15 protein-coding genes are annotated in these 14,981 nt (G+C 43.9%); 7 read left to right on the top strand and 8 right to left on the bottom strand.

Annotation, left to right across the window (positions count from 1 at the left end; translation table 11 throughout):
* Complete coding sequence (locus tag U1F02_RS10120) at positions 1-1,014, bottom strand: SPFH domain-containing protein (RefSeq protein WP_409990263.1); 1,014 nt, start codon at positions 1,012-1,014, stop codon at positions 1-3.
* Between the two features lie 20 nt (positions 1,015-1,034).
* Positions 1,035-2,411 carry a nicotinate phosphoribosyltransferase gene (locus tag U1F02_RS10115; protein ID WP_409990262.1) on the bottom strand — a complete coding sequence of 459 codons (1,377 nt, stop codon included), beginning with the start codon at positions 2,409-2,411 and terminating at the stop codon, positions 1,035-1,037.
* A 766-nt stretch (positions 2,412-3,177) separates the two neighbouring features.
* On the opposite strand from U1F02_RS10115, the gene U1F02_RS10110 reads away from it, so the two are divergent.
* Both U1F02_RS10110 and U1F02_RS10105 read left to right on the top strand, forming a co-directional pair.
* Positions 3,178-3,366 (top strand): antitoxin Xre/MbcA/ParS toxin-binding domain-containing protein, encoded by a 189-nt coding sequence (locus U1F02_RS10110; protein WP_409990291.1) that lies wholly within the window; start codon positions 3,178-3,180, stop codon positions 3,364-3,366.
* Positions 3,367-3,375: 9 nt separating this feature from the next.
* Entirely contained in the window at positions 3,376-3,675 is a 300-nt protein-coding gene (locus U1F02_RS10105) for a hypothetical protein (RefSeq protein ID WP_409990261.1), read from the top strand.
* 472 nt (positions 3,676-4,147) lie between these two features.
* Here U1F02_RS10105 and U1F02_RS10100 read toward each other — a convergent pair whose 3' ends face one another.
* The 4 genes from U1F02_RS10100 to U1F02_RS10085 all read right to left on the bottom strand — a co-directional run bounded on the left by U1F02_RS10100 (position 4,148) and on the right by U1F02_RS10085 (position 9,383).
* Entirely contained in the window at positions 4,148-4,594 is a 447-nt protein-coding gene (locus U1F02_RS10100) for a hypothetical protein (RefSeq protein ID WP_409990260.1), read from the bottom strand.
* A 161-nt stretch (positions 4,595-4,755) separates the two neighbouring features.
* Positions 4,756-7,815, bottom strand: a complete 3,060-nt coding sequence (locus tag U1F02_RS10095; RefSeq protein ID WP_409990259.1) for a UvrD-helicase domain-containing protein — start codon at positions 7,813-7,815, stop codon at positions 4,756-4,758.
* A 299-nt stretch (positions 7,816-8,114) separates the two neighbouring features.
* On the bottom strand, positions 8,115-8,321 hold the full coding sequence (locus U1F02_RS10090; RefSeq protein ID WP_409990258.1) for a hypothetical protein: 207 nt from the start codon (positions 8,319-8,321) through the stop codon (positions 8,115-8,117).
* 3 nt (positions 8,322-8,324) lie between these two features.
* The gene (locus U1F02_RS10085; RefSeq protein WP_409990257.1) at positions 8,325-9,383 is read right to left on the bottom strand and encodes a bifunctional nicotinamide-nucleotide adenylyltransferase/Nudix hydroxylase; all 1,059 of its coding nucleotides are present in this window, start codon (positions 9,381-9,383) and stop codon (positions 8,325-8,327) included.
* Positions 9,384-9,560: 177 nt separating this feature from the next.
* On the opposite strand from U1F02_RS10085, the gene U1F02_RS10080 reads away from it, so the two are divergent.
* Together U1F02_RS10080 and U1F02_RS10075 are read left to right on the top strand one after the other, a co-directional pair.
* The gene (locus U1F02_RS10080) at positions 9,561-10,298 is read left to right on the top strand and encodes an NUDIX hydrolase (protein WP_409990256.1); all 738 of its coding nucleotides are present in this window, start codon (positions 9,561-9,563) and stop codon (positions 10,296-10,298) included.
* A gap of 116 nt (positions 10,299-10,414) precedes the next feature.
* Positions 10,415-10,972, top strand: a complete 558-nt coding sequence (locus tag U1F02_RS10075; RefSeq protein WP_409990255.1) for a cyclin-dependent kinase inhibitor 3 family protein — start codon at positions 10,415-10,417, stop codon at positions 10,970-10,972.
* A 7-nt stretch (positions 10,973-10,979) separates the two neighbouring features.
* On the opposite strand, the gene U1F02_RS10070 is transcribed toward U1F02_RS10075, so the two are convergent.
* Positions 10,980-11,618: an HAD family hydrolase gene (locus U1F02_RS10070; RefSeq protein ID WP_409990254.1), complete on the bottom strand. Its 639-nt coding sequence runs from the start codon at positions 11,616-11,618 to the stop codon at positions 10,980-10,982.
* Positions 11,615-11,746 (bottom strand): hypothetical protein, encoded by a 132-nt coding sequence (locus U1F02_RS10065; protein ID WP_409990253.1) that lies wholly within the window; start codon positions 11,744-11,746, stop codon positions 11,615-11,617. The genes U1F02_RS10070 and U1F02_RS10065 overlap by 4 nt, the downstream gene beginning before the upstream one ends.
* A 25-nt stretch (positions 11,747-11,771) precedes the next feature.
* Here U1F02_RS10065 and U1F02_RS10060 point away from each other — a divergent pair, with 25 nt between their 5' ends.
* The 3 genes from U1F02_RS10060 to U1F02_RS10050 all read left to right on the top strand — a co-directional run bounded on the left by U1F02_RS10060 (position 11,772) and on the right by U1F02_RS10050 (position 14,862).
* On the top strand, positions 11,772-13,292 hold the full coding sequence (locus U1F02_RS10060; RefSeq protein WP_409990252.1) for a Fic family protein: 1,521 nt from the start codon (positions 11,772-11,774) through the stop codon (positions 13,290-13,292).
* 129 nt (positions 13,293-13,421) lie between these two features.
* Positions 13,422-14,483 (top strand): hypothetical protein, encoded by a 1,062-nt coding sequence (locus tag U1F02_RS10055; protein WP_409990251.1) that lies wholly within the window; start codon positions 13,422-13,424, stop codon positions 14,481-14,483.
* Positions 14,484-14,601: 118 nt separating this feature from the next.
* Complete coding sequence (locus U1F02_RS10050; RefSeq protein ID WP_409990250.1) at positions 14,602-14,862, top strand: hypothetical protein; 261 nt, start codon at positions 14,602-14,604, stop codon at positions 14,860-14,862.
* The last annotated feature ends 119 nt before the right edge of the window (positions 14,863-14,981 follow it).

Here is a 14,981-nt window from a genome sequence, read left to right as displayed (position 1 = left end):
CTAATCCCTTTGCAGCAAGCCACCGAGGAAGTCAGGTGTAATATTCAGTTGCCCTATGTTGCCCGCATTAGTCGCCAAGCTTTTGAACGCTTGTGCAATAATCACGTCTGGCTCCATACCACCTGCTGCAATAGCTTCAAACAATTTAGGATCTATTTTGTTTAAGGCTTCCATCATTTTTTCGACAGTGTAAGCCTTAGCTTCACCTTGCTTCCGCTCATTGCCGGTAGCAAGATCCACCAACTCTTGGCGTTTGGTTTCCAGACTCACTTGGGCGTCCATTTCTTCTTTACGAATTAAGCGCTCTTTTTCTTTAACAGAACGCTCAGCTTCCATTTTGCTTTCCCGTAGTTCGCGGGTTTTAGCTTCTATTGCCAGCTCGGTACGCAATTCGTTTTCTTTGATCGCACGCTCTTGCTCAATAGCAGCATTACGGCGTGCATAGGTTGCTTCGTCTGCTTCACGTAATAATGATTCACGTACAGAGGCCTCTAACGCACGAGACGTTTCTGGCGCAGGACGAAGCGCTTGAATGGCGAGATCCACCACTTCTACACCTAATGACACAAGAACATCCGAGTGTTTTAATTGCTCTCTCACTTTTTCCACGAGACTACGTGATGCGGTCAGTGCATTGCGCAGAGGCATCTGTTGAATCTCTGCACGCATTAACACTTGAACCAAATTTAAAATACGGTTTGAAAGCTTATCAGGATCCTTCGATGCGTAATCTTTTGCATTGTCGGCCAATGAAAAGTTCATCATGCCCGCCAAGCGAGGCGCATCGGCAACGCGATACACCAACTGACCCTGAATGGTCACCTCCTGAAAGTCAGCTGTGGTTTCCTTCAGCATGAAAGGCGCATCTTGGCTGGCGATAGGAATCGCCACTAAAGATGTACTTGGAGCAAAGTAGAAAAATGATAAGCCAACGCCTTGCTGCTTAATGGATCCTTTGTGATAGCGAACCACATAGGTGGTAGGTTCTGCTTTGTAATAGCCAATGTTAAACATGGTTTTCTCCTTGTTGATAATTAAGCCTTAAGGGCCTGTTGGCGAACTTGATCTAATGTGTATTCAGTGACCACTTGGCCGTTATTAAATACCGTCACTAATTGATTATCTTCGGCGGTGATTGTATTACGTTGTACCGTTTTGAATTGACCGTCTTCTTTAGTTAATGCCAAACGACCTTTTTTAGAACGCTTGCCTTGGTCAGTGATAGGGTCTTTGTACACATCTCTCCATTCACCCTTAATGCAAATGGCAGATGCTTTCATCGCAAACCTTTGCGTATCACGATTCACTTTTTGCAGCAGCTCGCCGCCCATACCAAAAGCCACGTTATCGGCGCTCAAGCCGCGTTTTTTCATCTCAGCCAAAATGGCTTCTATAGCAGCGGCACAAACACCATCACCTTGAATCAAACGCACACAAGCAGGTAATACTTTGTAGCCCTTGGTGTTAGTGGTGTAACCAAATTTAGCCATCAAGCGTTCAATGGCTTCAGGGACAATTTCAACGGGTTCGCCAGAATCAGGGCGAATAACCAAAGTACCGCCAGTGTTTTCAACCTGGGTTTTTAATTCACCACCCCACAGGTTGTCGATAGCATTCCAGATATCGTAAGAATCGCTGACTACGGCAACTAATTTATCTTTGCCACCAAATTGCTTCAGCATATTGGCGTAAGCAGCAGTTTCTCCATCACGACCCCAGCTAGTGATGGTGCTGTGCTCAGCTGCTGGGATAGAGAACCCAGCCATGTTTGCACCGTAGTAGCGGCGCGCTGCCAACAGACCAGAGAAGCTGTCGGTACCCAGAAAGTTAACCAAGTGCGCTAAAGAACCGATAGCTGTAGTTTCTTCAGAGCTTGCGCCGCGAGCACCAAAGTCATGAAGTTTGAATGGCAAACCATTTAGGTTATCAGCAGTTTCTTCCAAGTAACGGGCAATGATGGTGTGACAAGTTTTAGATACAGTCGCGACAGTTGTTGGATACCAAATCGCGCGCAACAAAGCTGTTTCTATATAGCTGGTTAACCAAGCGCAAGTTGGATCAGTGTTAATAACTTGAACCAATACATTACCTGTTGGTACTACAGTACCCTCTGGTACAGCTTCAATGTGTAAAGGCAAAAAACCATTGTGAGCATTCAGAATGTGCAACCAACCCTTACGATTGAAGGGAACACCATGCAATGCACAGATTTCGTCTGCCTCATCAATATCCGCCAAGGTAATAGGTTTGGTCAGGTATTGTTTGATAAACATCTGCAAGCCAAAGAATACGGTTGTAGGGTAAACGCCACCGCGAGATTCAATATAGCTAGAGACGTATTCAGCGCCTTCTGGGTACTGAACAAAGTGAGAGGTTTTGTAAGAGTCAGTATTAAGAATCAAGTTTTGCATGATGGAAATCCTCCAATCATCAGGGTTAAACACCGGTCTATCCAGTGTTGTTTTAGGGTTTGTATTAACTTTTTGGAAGCAGTTTTTGCTTCCATGGATATATAGTGGCAAATAGCCACCTTAATGTCAATAGGTATGTTGTCAAAATGCCACTATATTTTGTCAAAAGCCCGCGCCCATAAATCAATGGGTCACAATGAGCAGCAATAACATACTTCTACCAAAATTAGATCTGCGGGCATCAAGAGAGATTGTTTGACGATGTCAACCAAGAATTTAGTTTGTTTCGCGGCAGAAAGCTCAAGCACCGGGTAAAGGGAAGTGATTTCAGGAATAGATCCAGAGGAATTTGATAAGCTTGCAATAACGTATTGCAAAAAGCGGATGCTTCATTAAGCAAATCGGAGCATCAATTATATAGATGTCCAGCGCCCCAAAACCATCGATGGCTAAATTGGGACAATAAATTTTCTATAAATATGAATTGTCAGGAACCACTTTTTGAAAACTGCTTGAATTAAGGAGATTAGAAGCGCAGGGGAAACGTTTCGTTTGGCAGACAACGCATGAAGGATTATATTATTACCTGCAGAGGTCAATAATCCTCTCCGAAGATACACGATATTTTTATGCGGCAGTGGAGCTTCGCTCATGAGTTATCAAAGTCCGGCTTACCAAATGATTTTAATGATTACCAGTTGGGCTTACCTATTTCAGCTTCATTGGGGGTAGCTGAGTATGAAGGACATCTTCTAGGGATACACTAATACCTACGCATATATTTCCTGAACAACAAAACCTTGCCTATCAGTGGATAAGCCAACAAAACAAAGCATTTAACGGAACGCCTGCGGCCTTCGTCGCATTGAATGGTTTAAGTGGGCTTGTAGAAATAAGGAATTATCTGTCAAACGTCTGCGGAGCTAATTCCTTTGACTTCGCTGTACTAACTTGAGGATTCGTAATGAAGGTGAGAAGAAAAAAGCTAGTTGAGGTTGTAGTAGGTCGTGTCTGCGACGTTTGCGAACAGACATTAACATTGGATATCGCAGGTCAATCATATGAAGAAGGCGGAGAGCTCAGCGCTAGGTGGGGCTATGGCTCGAAACAAGATGGGAAAGCTTATCATTTGGATCTTTGCGAGCAATGTTTCACTGTGGCTTTGCTTGCATTGATAGATCAAAGAAAACTGCTAATGATGACTGACAAAACGCTAACTCCGCCTAACGAGAATTTCGGCGTCGCCCTCGACCGCAGTAACTGAAAGTCCATAAACTTGTTAATCGCCTTAAGTTTTGTACAGTTGCCACCATTAAAATTTCAACTGTCCATGACTCTCCCTCAAGAGTTCATTAAATAGTTTGCACATCAACTTTATCGTATTGGGCGTGTGTCAATTGGCTTGATAGAATTATCGAGTTTTTCAACAGCATCGGCCAAAAGCTGACGGATAGGAGGGTTGGTCGGGGCCGCCTGTGGGACTCTGCTCCAAACCAGGCGGGCGACCATCTTTCTTGCTGGGCAATGCCCGAAATCAAAAGTTAAGCTAGGATAACAACCTTGAGTAAATTTTCAACCGCTCATTAAATTCGATAATGCTCTGGGAAACGTAGCCCGGCTACTTCGGCCATAACCAGAAAGTCAGGATTGTATTATCAGCCCTGGTTTTTACTCCAAAGCGGACATCCAATTGATTTTGCTTTTCCTTTAGCTCACTTTGGTGGCGAATTAAAAGATCACCCAAAAGGATTCCATTGCTTTTCACTCCAATCTTCTTTTTTGTTATGAACAACTTTTGTTGCTACCACTAATCCTTGCTTTACATCGATGAAAATATCGCGTTCAAATATGGGGCGAAAAATATGGATATGCCCAAGCAACTTGCCAGATACGACGTGAAGCTGACCCGAATACCATTGAGCGAAAACTCTATCAGTTGATTCTAGGAAGTAAGTTCTCATAGAGACTTCAGTTCCGTCTTCCAGGGTCGATCCAAAATCTAATAGAAAAAGTTGGTCATTTGAAATCTCCCATTTACCAACATAACCACGCCACAGGCACGAAGCTGGCGGCATGAATTGTGGTCTGTTTTCCATCTGAGCAAAGTAGTCCTCAAGAGGGGTCGTGTACATCTCAAGCGTCTCCCCTTGGTACAAAATTTTTTCCATTACCTGTGTAGTCATTTAAAACCCTTGATTTTTCTAAATACAATTATTAACGCTTTAATACACTTGAATGTCGCAAAAGTCATGGAACGGATCCGAAATTCCCGATCAAAATTTAAAACTTTAGCTAAGTGTTCTCTCAAACTTTTTTAGCGTGGCATAGAATATCGAATAAACCTTTAACCATTTGCCTCGCTTGAATCCGAACCTTTACTACACACTAATTTATTAAAAACAGTGCCCCATTGCCTGTCATGAATTACAAACCTTGCAACCAATACGTCCATCTCATCAAGCACCTGCACATCCACACCATCCGCTGAGGCACACCAAAGTTCTGATTTAACTTTTTCTATGTGAAACCCCTCTTCAGGAAAGCCCTTTGCCCAGCTCTGTGACTGATACTTATACCCCGACGCCTTCAAAAGATCTTTTATTGCAAATGTAGGCGCACCGCCACGCCCCTTGAGATTACCAACTTTAACAACTAAGCGGGACGTAGCTCCCTTTCTAGCGGGGTACTCATCCCAATTGATTGCAGATAAAGACACCTTAGACTCCAGCTCTGCAAGAAATGGAGATTTACTTCTGCCTTCAGTAATGATTACCAATTTATCTATTGCACGTGTCAGCGCCACGTAGAGTAGACGCCGCTCTTCTTCAACTTTTTTTTCTGGACTGTCACCTAGAATTCTAGAAAAAACCCAGTCAGGATGCCTAAGGGGGTACCTTCTAGCTACCAAGTCGAGCAGGATCACCATTGGCTTTTCTAGCCCTTTATATTTGTGTGCGGTAGAAATAGTAATTCGTTCTTTCAGACCATCTGGGAAAAATGACCTTACTAATTCGAGGTATCTTTGAATGCCACGATTATTGGCTGCTTCTTGGTTTGAATAATTTACAGACCAATACAATTCATTTGTACGACAAAGCAAAACTACATCCATGTCATCTGCTAGAGCTTTGCCAATTAGCCTCAACACAGCGGGAGTAACAATGTCCCCAGAATGACGCTCTTTCTCGACATTCGAGGGTTCAAACTGATCTAAATCTGAAATTATCACCATTCCAGGAACTTGTTTATGCGCGCGTGCGGGAATCCCCAAGCCTGTCATCAGATTATTGCCAATATCAACAATAGAGCGCGATGATCGATAATTGGTAGAAATATACAGCTGCCTCGAGCTTCCAATGTGTTTTTCAAAATGATTAAAGAATCTTAAGTCAGAGCCAGCAAACCCATTGATTGCCTGCCAATCATCACCAACACAAAACAGCTCGACCCGTGAATTAAACTTCCTGATAGAGACAAGTAGTCTATAAAACAGATCAGAAAAATCTTGGAATTCATCTACACATATATACCTTAGCGAAGCCAAATCTCCTCCTCCCGATTTTCGCATGAAGTTGGTTACACCACTACTAACAAGCTCTCCTGCTCGCTGCATAAGACCATTAAAGTCCAATTCGCCGGTAGCCGACAATCGATTAAGGTAAGCAGTGTAAAGACTCTGCAATATGTTAAGAAACATACCCTCACCTTGAGAAATAGGCTTGTAGCTCGCAATGCGAATTTTTAACTCGCCAGGAGTTAGCGAATCCATGCGGCATCGGCCTACAAAACGAACAGACGCTTTCGTGAACCTGTCGATTGCTCTGTCTTTAACGCGACTCCAAATTTCGTCTTCAGATAATCGCGTACATTTAATACCTTTCTGCTCTAGGTTGAACTTCAATTTTTCTAAAAATGCAGCGGGGCCCACGGATGCGATATCCTTAGGTGTGAATTCCATCAGAGTCCAATGTGGTTTAGTCCTCCAATACTCACGCTTCCTGTCTGATTCTTCATCATAATCCAATTCCCCTTTAAGCCCGAAATATTCAATAATAATGCCGCTTTTGGCAGTGAGGAAAATTGTAAAATCAGGCCGATAGTTAATGCCACCCCAAGAATGATTATTCTCATATTTGTATGCAATGTCGTGCTCAAACAAAAAATCGGCGATAAGCTTTTCGCCAGAAGACTTCACATAATCACCACCAATACTTTCATCCTGTAGAGATCTTCGAAATTTTAAAAACTCATCTCTGCTGAAGTCATGCCGCCCCTCGACAATTCGATCCCAATCTTCTCGAAAATGGGCAAGCATCAGCTCTCGAATTTCTTCTCGTGAGAGGGGATCTCTCAAGCGATCATCAATCACTTTTTGAAATGTTCCACTTAAAGATTGCGAGTCACTTTCGGCTCCATCGTACAAAATACTTTCATCTGGGTGCACAATTGCATAGGCCAGCGCATGAAATGTCATAATATGCGGTAAAGTTACATTTAAATTTGCGGCAACACTTTCGATTGCACCGGCCTCAATCTCATCCTTCTCTATAGGCTTTCTTCTATGAGAGGTTTTGACGCGGCTAATAACTTCATCATTAACGGCTGCTTCAGCACTTGCATCAATTAGCACCAATAATCTTTTACGTACTTCGAGAGCGGCTTTCTTATTGAATGCGAGTATTAGAATTTCGGAAGGTTTAACTCGGCAATGCTTAAGCAAGAAAAAAGTGCGATTGACAAGTGTAGTGGTCTTACCACTACCCGCACGAGCAATTACTTGTATGTGCCCATTTACGGAAGCTATGGCCTTGATCTGCTCGTCATCAGGCAATTGCTTCATACCGCCTCTACTTGGCGTATTGGCTGAAATCCAATTTTTTACAAAAGATAGTTTTTCTGACTCGAATTCTTGTTCACTGATCAAGTCTGACGATACGGATTTAAAAAAAGGGACCGCCCCCAGAAAGTCATTTACAAATCGGCTACGAATCTCGATCAAGATTGCGTCTCTTTGCAATATTTTCCTTTGTTTTTCCTTGAAGCTTGATTCAAGAGCCACGTATTCTTCAGTCGACCACCATTCGCTGCAATGCCCTTGATAGAAAGAAAATGCAGTCGAAAAACTGAATCTTTCTAACAGAGCGATGACGTGATTTCTTTGGTGTCGTTTTTTATCTTCGGCAGCAATTTTTTTCTGTCTTTCAGATTCTTTTTGCTTGCGCTCATTATTTTTCCTTTGCTCTCGTTCTAACCAATTTTTTGAAGTTAGACTGCTTTCCTGCACATATTTGAATGATTTACCAAATTGCACCTCGACTATACCCTCAGTCAATAGGCGTACTATTAAACCATCCCCATGCTTAAAATGAATTACTTGATCACCAACTCTTAATAGACTACTCATAACGATTACCAAAATGCACTTTCTTGCAATGACTAACCGAGAACATTAAACCGCTCCAAATATTTCCGGAAGAATACAATAATGATCTTCAAACATAAGCCGAGGGACTAATTCAATTAAGGGTACTTAACACGCACGTTCAACTTTGCAAATCAGCGTATGTAAGCCAACCAACGATACGCATCCATTTCAAGGTCCGCTTTGGGCACAAAGCAGCTGTTCGCCGCAGCTTTCCGAACTAAATATCATTAAGCAATAAAGCACGATCATTTTTCATCACCCGCTCCAAGCAGCTCTGCTCAGGTGTACTTTGGTTTCAGCCCCGCACGACTGATCACAATGGTACTTTCATCAATAGTGACGCTGATCTTTTCTTCTTGATTCCACTGACAGGCAGTCACTATATCCCGTACAGCAGAGATCAGATTTGCCCTGTTCTGAACTTCTTTTGCACGGACAGGATCATCAATAACCGCCTCAAAAATATTTTCAAATCTTAGTTTCATACGTTAAACCGCTCCTAACATATCCTGAATAATAAAATAATGGTCTTCAAACATAAGTTGGGGATCTAATTCACTTAGTGGTACCCAACGCGCATGTTTTGCATCATCACCACCTTTTACTTTTGGTAATTCCGCATTGGGTTCCAACTCAATATAAAACGCATGAGTAACAGTACGACCACGTGCTGAACGATGTGGATCATCGTAAACCGCCTGACGCTTTATAGAACCTTTCAACACAGGGGTTGGAACTTTCAACTTTGTTTCTTCACGCAGTTCTCGTAAACAGGCATCAAGCACTCGCTCACCCTGATCTAAAAACCCACCGGGCAATGCCCACAGACCTTTACCCGGATTTGCTTTGCGCTCTATTAAAAGTACGTGGCCAGATTGAATAACTATTGAATCCACTGTGACAAAGGTTGGCGCATAAGGTGCCACCTTCCACGCTTCCTGATATTTCTTAATAAACAGGATTTCGTCACGCACTTGCGCGTAACCGTTATTTTCTTTTGCAAAGCTCAACAAATAATTTGCTACAGCTTTTGGGAGTACTTCAGTATCTACCATGCTCGTAATGACTTGCTCGGCATTATCAATGAAATAACCTTCTCTCACCGGCGTGGCGCTGATCGCTCTGTGATTTTCAATACTGATGCTGTGCCATTGTGGAAACAGATTTAGGTAAAAACCTGTTTGATCTTTTTTATGACCAATCAAGGCAATTTTTGCGGCACGATGAGGGGTTGTGTAATGGGCGGTTACCAGACCGTTTACGGTAGATTGCACATTGCGAACCCAAATTTCATCGTTGTATGGCACGTCCATTAAAGGCAGGCAAAGCAGGCGCGCATTATCAGCTTCGCTTAAACAGGCACGAACCATTTCTTCGCGCTCTTGATGCGTCCATGGGTTGCGGGTATTACGTGGCTGCCACGCAGAACCTATTAAGAGAATAAGTTTGTCGGCTTGTTTAAGGCCTTCCTGCACCACTTTTAAGTGGCCAGCATGGAATGGCTGGAAGCGACCGATAAAAACGGTAAAGTCGAATGGTTTGTTCATATCGCAAGACCCTTGCTGATGGTGAAAGTGGCAAGTCTATCTCGCCACTATTAATTGCCAGCACTGCAATTAACTTGCTATGTGTGCTGACTGGAATTATTATTGGCTAAATGCCACTTAATTGGCAAGCTATTTTTTAATCTCTTTTTAATCTTCCTTTCGAGAACAACCATTGCCATGTATAGCTCCGAAAAAGAGTATCTAAAGCACTACAACATCCATGACTACGACGTGCCCTTGGTATCGGTAGATGTGGCCATTTTTACGCTATTGGATGGCAAGCTACATGTATTGATGGTCGAACGTGGTGAATATCCACAAAAGGGGCGATGGTCTTTGCCGGGTGGTTTTATCAATCAAAAGCAAGATAAGGATCTTCACGCTACTGCTTTACGAAAGCTAGTCGAGAAGACCGGTGTTAAAGCACCACATTTGGAACAGGTCACAACAGTTGGTAATCCTAACCGTGACCCAAGAGGTTGGTCTGTTACGTCGTTATACATGGCACTGATTCCCTATGCACCTACGGCAGAGTTTATCCATGCCGTTGTTGATGCCCGTTGGTGGCCAGTTGATACAGCACTCAAACAAACATTGGCTTTTGATCACGCAGATCTTATTGCACACGCAAGAGAGCGTTTGCGCGCAAAGGCGGGTTATACAGCACTACCCATGTATGTGTTAAATGCTCCCTTTACCCTAACTCAACTGCAACAAACCTATGAAGAACTCCTGGGAACCCAATTGGAAAAGAAATCCTTCCGTCGCAAGTTCCCCGTTGATGAACTGCTTGAAGAGGTGGGTGAAGGCCTGCCTGAGAGTGGAAGAGGTCGTATTGCCGCACTTTATCGACCCAAGAAAGGCGGAGACCGTTATACCTTTTTACGGTCATTTGGAGCGGGAGAAGAGGCCTAAACCTGCGCCAATGCTGACTTTCCAACCGAAATTAAAGATTTTCGCAAATTAGGGTGGAAACATAGATGTATAAAGGCTTTAGACCTAATTGACTCACTATTTGTATCGGAAGCGCAATGAAACAAACAATGGCAAGAACGAGCATAAGCCACCCTTTAATTATTAATACCATCTCAGTATCAAATGGTGAACTTGGGCTAACTTTTTGCCCCGGTAAAAAGCAACCAAATGCCTTGACCGGGTCCTGGGATAGAGATGTGACTCTTGATATTGAATCAGTACAAGCTTGGGGCGCTACTGCTGTTATATCATTGCTTGAAGGTTTTGAGTATGACGAGCTGGAAGTACGCAATTTACCTGCGGTATACCAAGAACATTTTAAGTGGTTCAATTTACCCATTCCCGACAAGTGCGCACCAGACGATGCTTGGCTGAACCATTGGCTAACGCTAAGACATGAATTCAAAACCTTGCTGGCCAGCAAAGGGAAAATACTTATTCATTGCAAAGGTGGCTTTGGGCGAACGGGCACTGTTGCTGCACTAATCTTGATGGATCATGGTTACACGGCTGCTGATGCTATTACTGCGTGCCGCCAAGCCAGAGAGTTTGCGGTTGAAACTGAAGTACAAGAAAAATTTGTGATGGCTTACGAACGTTTAAAACTATCGTAATTTTCTCTTATCGGTTGTCTCCATCCAAATACGCTAACACATCACCCAGTGAGCTAATTTGATGTGGTTGGGCCACACCACTTCGCGTTAGGTGGAGCGCCTTCATGCCCACCGCTGTTGGGCCAGCATAATCAGCTTCAAATGTATCGCCGATAAATAGACACTGCTTAGGCTCACAATTAAAGCGATCTAATATCGATGCGTATATTTGAGCTTCGGGTTTGATCGCACCCAACTCATAACTAAGAAATTGCTCTAGATCGAAGTCAGCTAGCAGCCTGCCAATGACCGCACCATAGGGTTGAGCTAAGTTCGAGCAAAGCCCGATTCTTATGCCGCGAAATTGCAAGGCGTTAAGCGTTGGAATGACATCATCAAATAGAGAAAGGCTCGACAGTTCATCTTCGATTTGCGATTCGATTTTTTGTACCAATTCACGCGGAGGGTTGATGCCTAGCCCGTAGCTAATGGCATCAACGCTACCGTTAATTGTCATTACTGTTCGAGCATCATCAGGCAGAACTTGCCGGCCATTTTCGCGAGCCCATTTAAGAAGCTGCCTAAAAGGATGGTGTTGCACACCAAATTTAATCAGGGTGCCGAAGAGGTCGAAAGCAACGTGGCTAATTTTATCTTTGCTATTCATAAAAAGGCCACATCAACTCCACACCGCTGCAAATATTGCGTAACTTTAGCGGCCAGCTCTGCAATAGTCGTGGAGCTAAAATCCAATTGTTGGCGTTCTACTCGCACCACACCGTTTAGTACAAACATAACTCCCACCCTCAAAGACCAACTCTTGGTTAATTTAAACCATATGATGGTCAATCAATACCACCGTCTTTTCAAAAACATATTCGCTTTATTAAAACATTCACAAGATCAGCCCTTAAAACTGCGCCAAATCAGTGGCGCAGTTTATGAAACTGCGCCACAATTGCGCCATGCATCCATAATGGCGCCTACACCCATGACAACAACATCGCAGCTACTCAGTAGTATTGAAACATCGAATGGTGTTTCGTTACTCGAACTACTTGCAGCGCACCCTAGTATTGCCCGCCGAACCGCCCAACGCCTGATCAGCCAATTAATTGCCGAAGGCACGATTATCGCGACTGGAGAAGGGCGTGCGCGTCGTTATTACGCCATAAACTCCGTGGGTGAGGTCGCCACCGGCTCGGATGAATTCCCTAGCTACATTCCACTCTCTACGGATAGCAAGGATATAGTTGATTATATCAATCAGCCGCTTGCCGCCAGAAAACCCGTTGGCTACCAAGTCGAATTTCTAGACTCCTACAAACCCAATAAGACCTACTACTTATCCCCATCTCTACGTAGCCAACTTCATAAGATGGGTCGAACGACACAAGAAACTGCGCCAGCCGGCACCCACAGCCGCGCCATATTAAATAGACTATTGATTGATTTATCCTGGGCATCAAGCCATTTGGAAGGGAACACCTATTCACGGCTGGACACCCTTGAACTCATTGAGCATGGAAAAACCGCAAAGGGCAAAGCAACCCTTGAAACACAAATGATCCTGAATCATAAAACAGCGATTGAATTGCTGGTAGAGAATATTGATACTGTTGAGCTCAATCATTTCAGCTTAATGAACTTACACAGCGCACTCTCCGAAAACCTTTTACCCAACCCCGCCGATGAAGGTCGCATCAGAATGCACGCGGTGGATATTGGCAAAAGCGTCTACCGCCCATTATCAACATCGCAGCAGCTGCAAAATACTCTCGACGTTTTGCTTAACAAAGCCAATCAAATAACAGATCCCTTTGAGCAATCATTTTTCATGATGGTTCATCTACCCTATTTACAGCCATTTGCCGATATTAATAAACGCACCTCGCGCTTAGCCGCCAATCTCCCATTATTTCGCGCGAATCTTTGTCCGCTCACCTTTTTGGATGTTCCCGAACAAGCCTATAGTCGCGCCATACTGGGGGTCTATGAATTAACGCGCGTGGAGTTATTACGCGATCTTTACGTGTGGGCATACGAACGCTCAACGCAAGAGTACATTGCCATCAAACAAGATTTAGCGGAGCCTGACCCTGCGCGCTTACTATGGCGAGAGCTAATCAAAAGTACCGTCCACACTATCGTCACCCACCCCGATAGTGATGCCTTAGCGTGCATTAAAGATACAGTTGAAAAGAGTGTGCCGGAGGCGGACTGCGCCAATGTACAAGCACTTATCATTGAAGAGTTGCGTCGCCTACATGAAGGTGTTTTATCTCGTTACGGTTTACGGCCCTCTGAATTTGAAAATTGGAAGAAGCGACAAAAGACGTAAATAACAATCGTCAGGCGCTTACAATTCCGCCATTTCTGTATGTTAGCTGGCCCTCTGAAGTTGGCGGCAGGGATCATTATCGACACAACACGAAATTGCTTTTTTACTGACTGTACTTACAATAGATTTATGGATACTACCGACACCCCCTACCCGCTAATCTCGATTGATAAAGCAAAGATTATTGCTATCGCCCAAAGAGCACTCATAGCCGCCGACTCACTGTATTTTTCGTGGCCAGCCGAACAACAAGAATACTTCCGCGCCACCATGAATGATGATGCTCGCAATCGAGTACAGCGAACATTGCTAGATGGCCTACTTGGCATTCAATGCTCGCTTGATCAAGTCGATGCCATTTGGCGCGATCTCCCTCTGACGCAACTCAACCCACTCAATTGGGCCAGCCTGATCACCACCGGCATTGGTGAAGACTTTATCTACCTGAATGAATCCATGGCTGATGGCAAAAGCCTATTAGATTTTTCAACGCTTTATGATTACAACTACGATGACTACCTGTTTCAGGAGGATGCTAATCGCCGCGAATTCCCGCATTACGAAGGCATCAATTACTATGCTTGGCGGCATCCATCCTGGGCAAGATTGCTGATCAACGACCAGTTTTATTACGCAACCCTAACCTCACTCGCTACGCATTTTGTCGATGAAATTGAATCAGCCGGAAACGATTTGATTGATCAACTGATTCCCCATGAATACATTGACGGCGCCGACAACGGCAAAGCAGAAAAAGGTGGTTTTTTATGGGATATGAAACTGGATGCCAACGGCCAAGAAGGCCAACTCGATGAACTGAGAAAACGCTGGCATGGATACCAACAACAACGCTGGCTTGAACTGAGCGAAACCTTTAACCAATCACCACCCGCTGTTTATACGCAAGACAAGAATTGGGACAACGACCCGCATCGGTTTTTCATTTTTAGCAATGCTGAAACGCTTAAGCAAATCCGATGGCGGCATTTCTTATCTGACTGCCAACCCTTGATGAGCGAATACACCACCCTTAATGAACATCTGCAACAGGAGATCGCACACGCAACATCTTGGCTGACTGAAAATCATCAAGACATCATGCAAAACTTTGACCCTACGGTGGTAAAGCTGCAAAAGAAGAGGAAAATTATTCTGTCGCCTCAGGCGCTGGATGACCTCAATAAAAGTTAAGGCATAAAATGCACAACACATCACTGAAGGAACATTTGGCTCAACTACATGTAGCCTTTAGAGTTTGACGAGACATGTTTAGGGTCAAGCAACAATGAACACCATAGGAGGGTTAGAGATGACGGTCTATCACATCGAATTTTCCGACAGAGAAACCATCGTAGATAAAATGAAGGTCATGGCCGACGAGCGCGGTATTAGTGTTGAACAGCTCATTAAGCGTTTTATCTGCGATGGTATGCGGCCAGCTCCTAGCAACAAGCCGATCATACCTGGGGACACTCTTGACGACCTCTTTGTTAAGAATGGTGTATTGAAACCAATTTCACCCGACCAATCAAATGATGAGCCGCCCGCTTACATACACAATGCGAAGTAAAGTGGGCTGTATTTTATTGATCACAAAGCCAGTAAAAATGAACAAAGTTTTAGATAGACTTGAAAACTAAAGGAGGCCGCGGGTCAAAAGGTGGGGTGCATGCACCCCATTTTTCCATT

It is taken from the genome of Cellvibrio sp., from assembly GCF_046347455.1.
Taxonomy (GTDB): Bacteria; Pseudomonadota; Gammaproteobacteria; order Pseudomonadales; family Cellvibrionaceae; genus Cellvibrio.
This window is presented reverse-complemented; position numbering and strand designations above follow the sequence as displayed.

What these genes read in the sequence shown, in the direction of transcription:
- U1F02_RS10095 (WP_409990259.1), bottom strand. Translation starts at nt 7,815, where the DNA reads ATGAGTAGTCTATTAAGAGTTGGTGATCAAGTAATTCATTTTAAGCAT.
- U1F02_RS10100 (WP_409990260.1), bottom strand. Translation starts at nt 4,594, where the DNA reads ATGACTACACAGGTAATGGAAAAAATTTTGTACCAAGGGGAGACGCTT.
- U1F02_RS10090 (WP_409990258.1), bottom strand. Translation starts at nt 8,321, where the DNA reads ATGAAACTAAGATTTGAAAATATTTTTGAGGCGGTTATTGATGATCCT.
- U1F02_RS10055 (WP_409990251.1), top strand. Translation starts at nt 13,422, where the DNA reads ATGGATACTACCGACACCCCCTACCCGCTAATCTCGATTGATAAAGCA.
- U1F02_RS10105 (WP_409990261.1), top strand. Translation starts at nt 3,376, where the DNA reads ATGAAGGTGAGAAGAAAAAAGCTAGTTGAGGTTGTAGTAGGTCGTGTC.
- U1F02_RS10065 (WP_409990253.1), bottom strand. Translation starts at nt 11,746, where the DNA reads ATGTTTGTACTAAACGGTGTGGTGCGAGTAGAACGCCAACAATTGGAT.
- U1F02_RS10115 (WP_409990262.1), bottom strand. Translation starts at nt 2,411, where the DNA reads ATGCAAAACTTGATTCTTAATACTGACTCTTACAAAACCTCTCACTTT.
- U1F02_RS10085 (WP_409990257.1), bottom strand. Translation starts at nt 9,383, where the DNA reads ATGAACAAACCATTCGACTTTACCGTTTTTATCGGTCGCTTCCAGCCA.
- U1F02_RS10075 (WP_409990255.1), top strand. Translation starts at nt 10,415, where the DNA reads ATGAAACAAACAATGGCAAGAACGAGCATAAGCCACCCTTTAATTATT.
- U1F02_RS10120 (WP_409990263.1), bottom strand. Translation starts at nt 1,014, where the DNA reads ATGTTTAACATTGGCTATTACAAAGCAGAACCTACCACCTATGTGGTT.
- U1F02_RS10080 (WP_409990256.1), top strand. Translation starts at nt 9,561, where the DNA reads ATGTATAGCTCCGAAAAAGAGTATCTAAAGCACTACAACATCCATGAC.
- U1F02_RS10070 (WP_409990254.1), bottom strand. Translation starts at nt 11,618, where the DNA reads ATGAATAGCAAAGATAAAATTAGCCACGTTGCTTTCGACCTCTTCGGC.
- U1F02_RS10050 (WP_409990250.1), top strand. Translation starts at nt 14,602, where the DNA reads ATGACGGTCTATCACATCGAATTTTCCGACAGAGAAACCATCGTAGAT.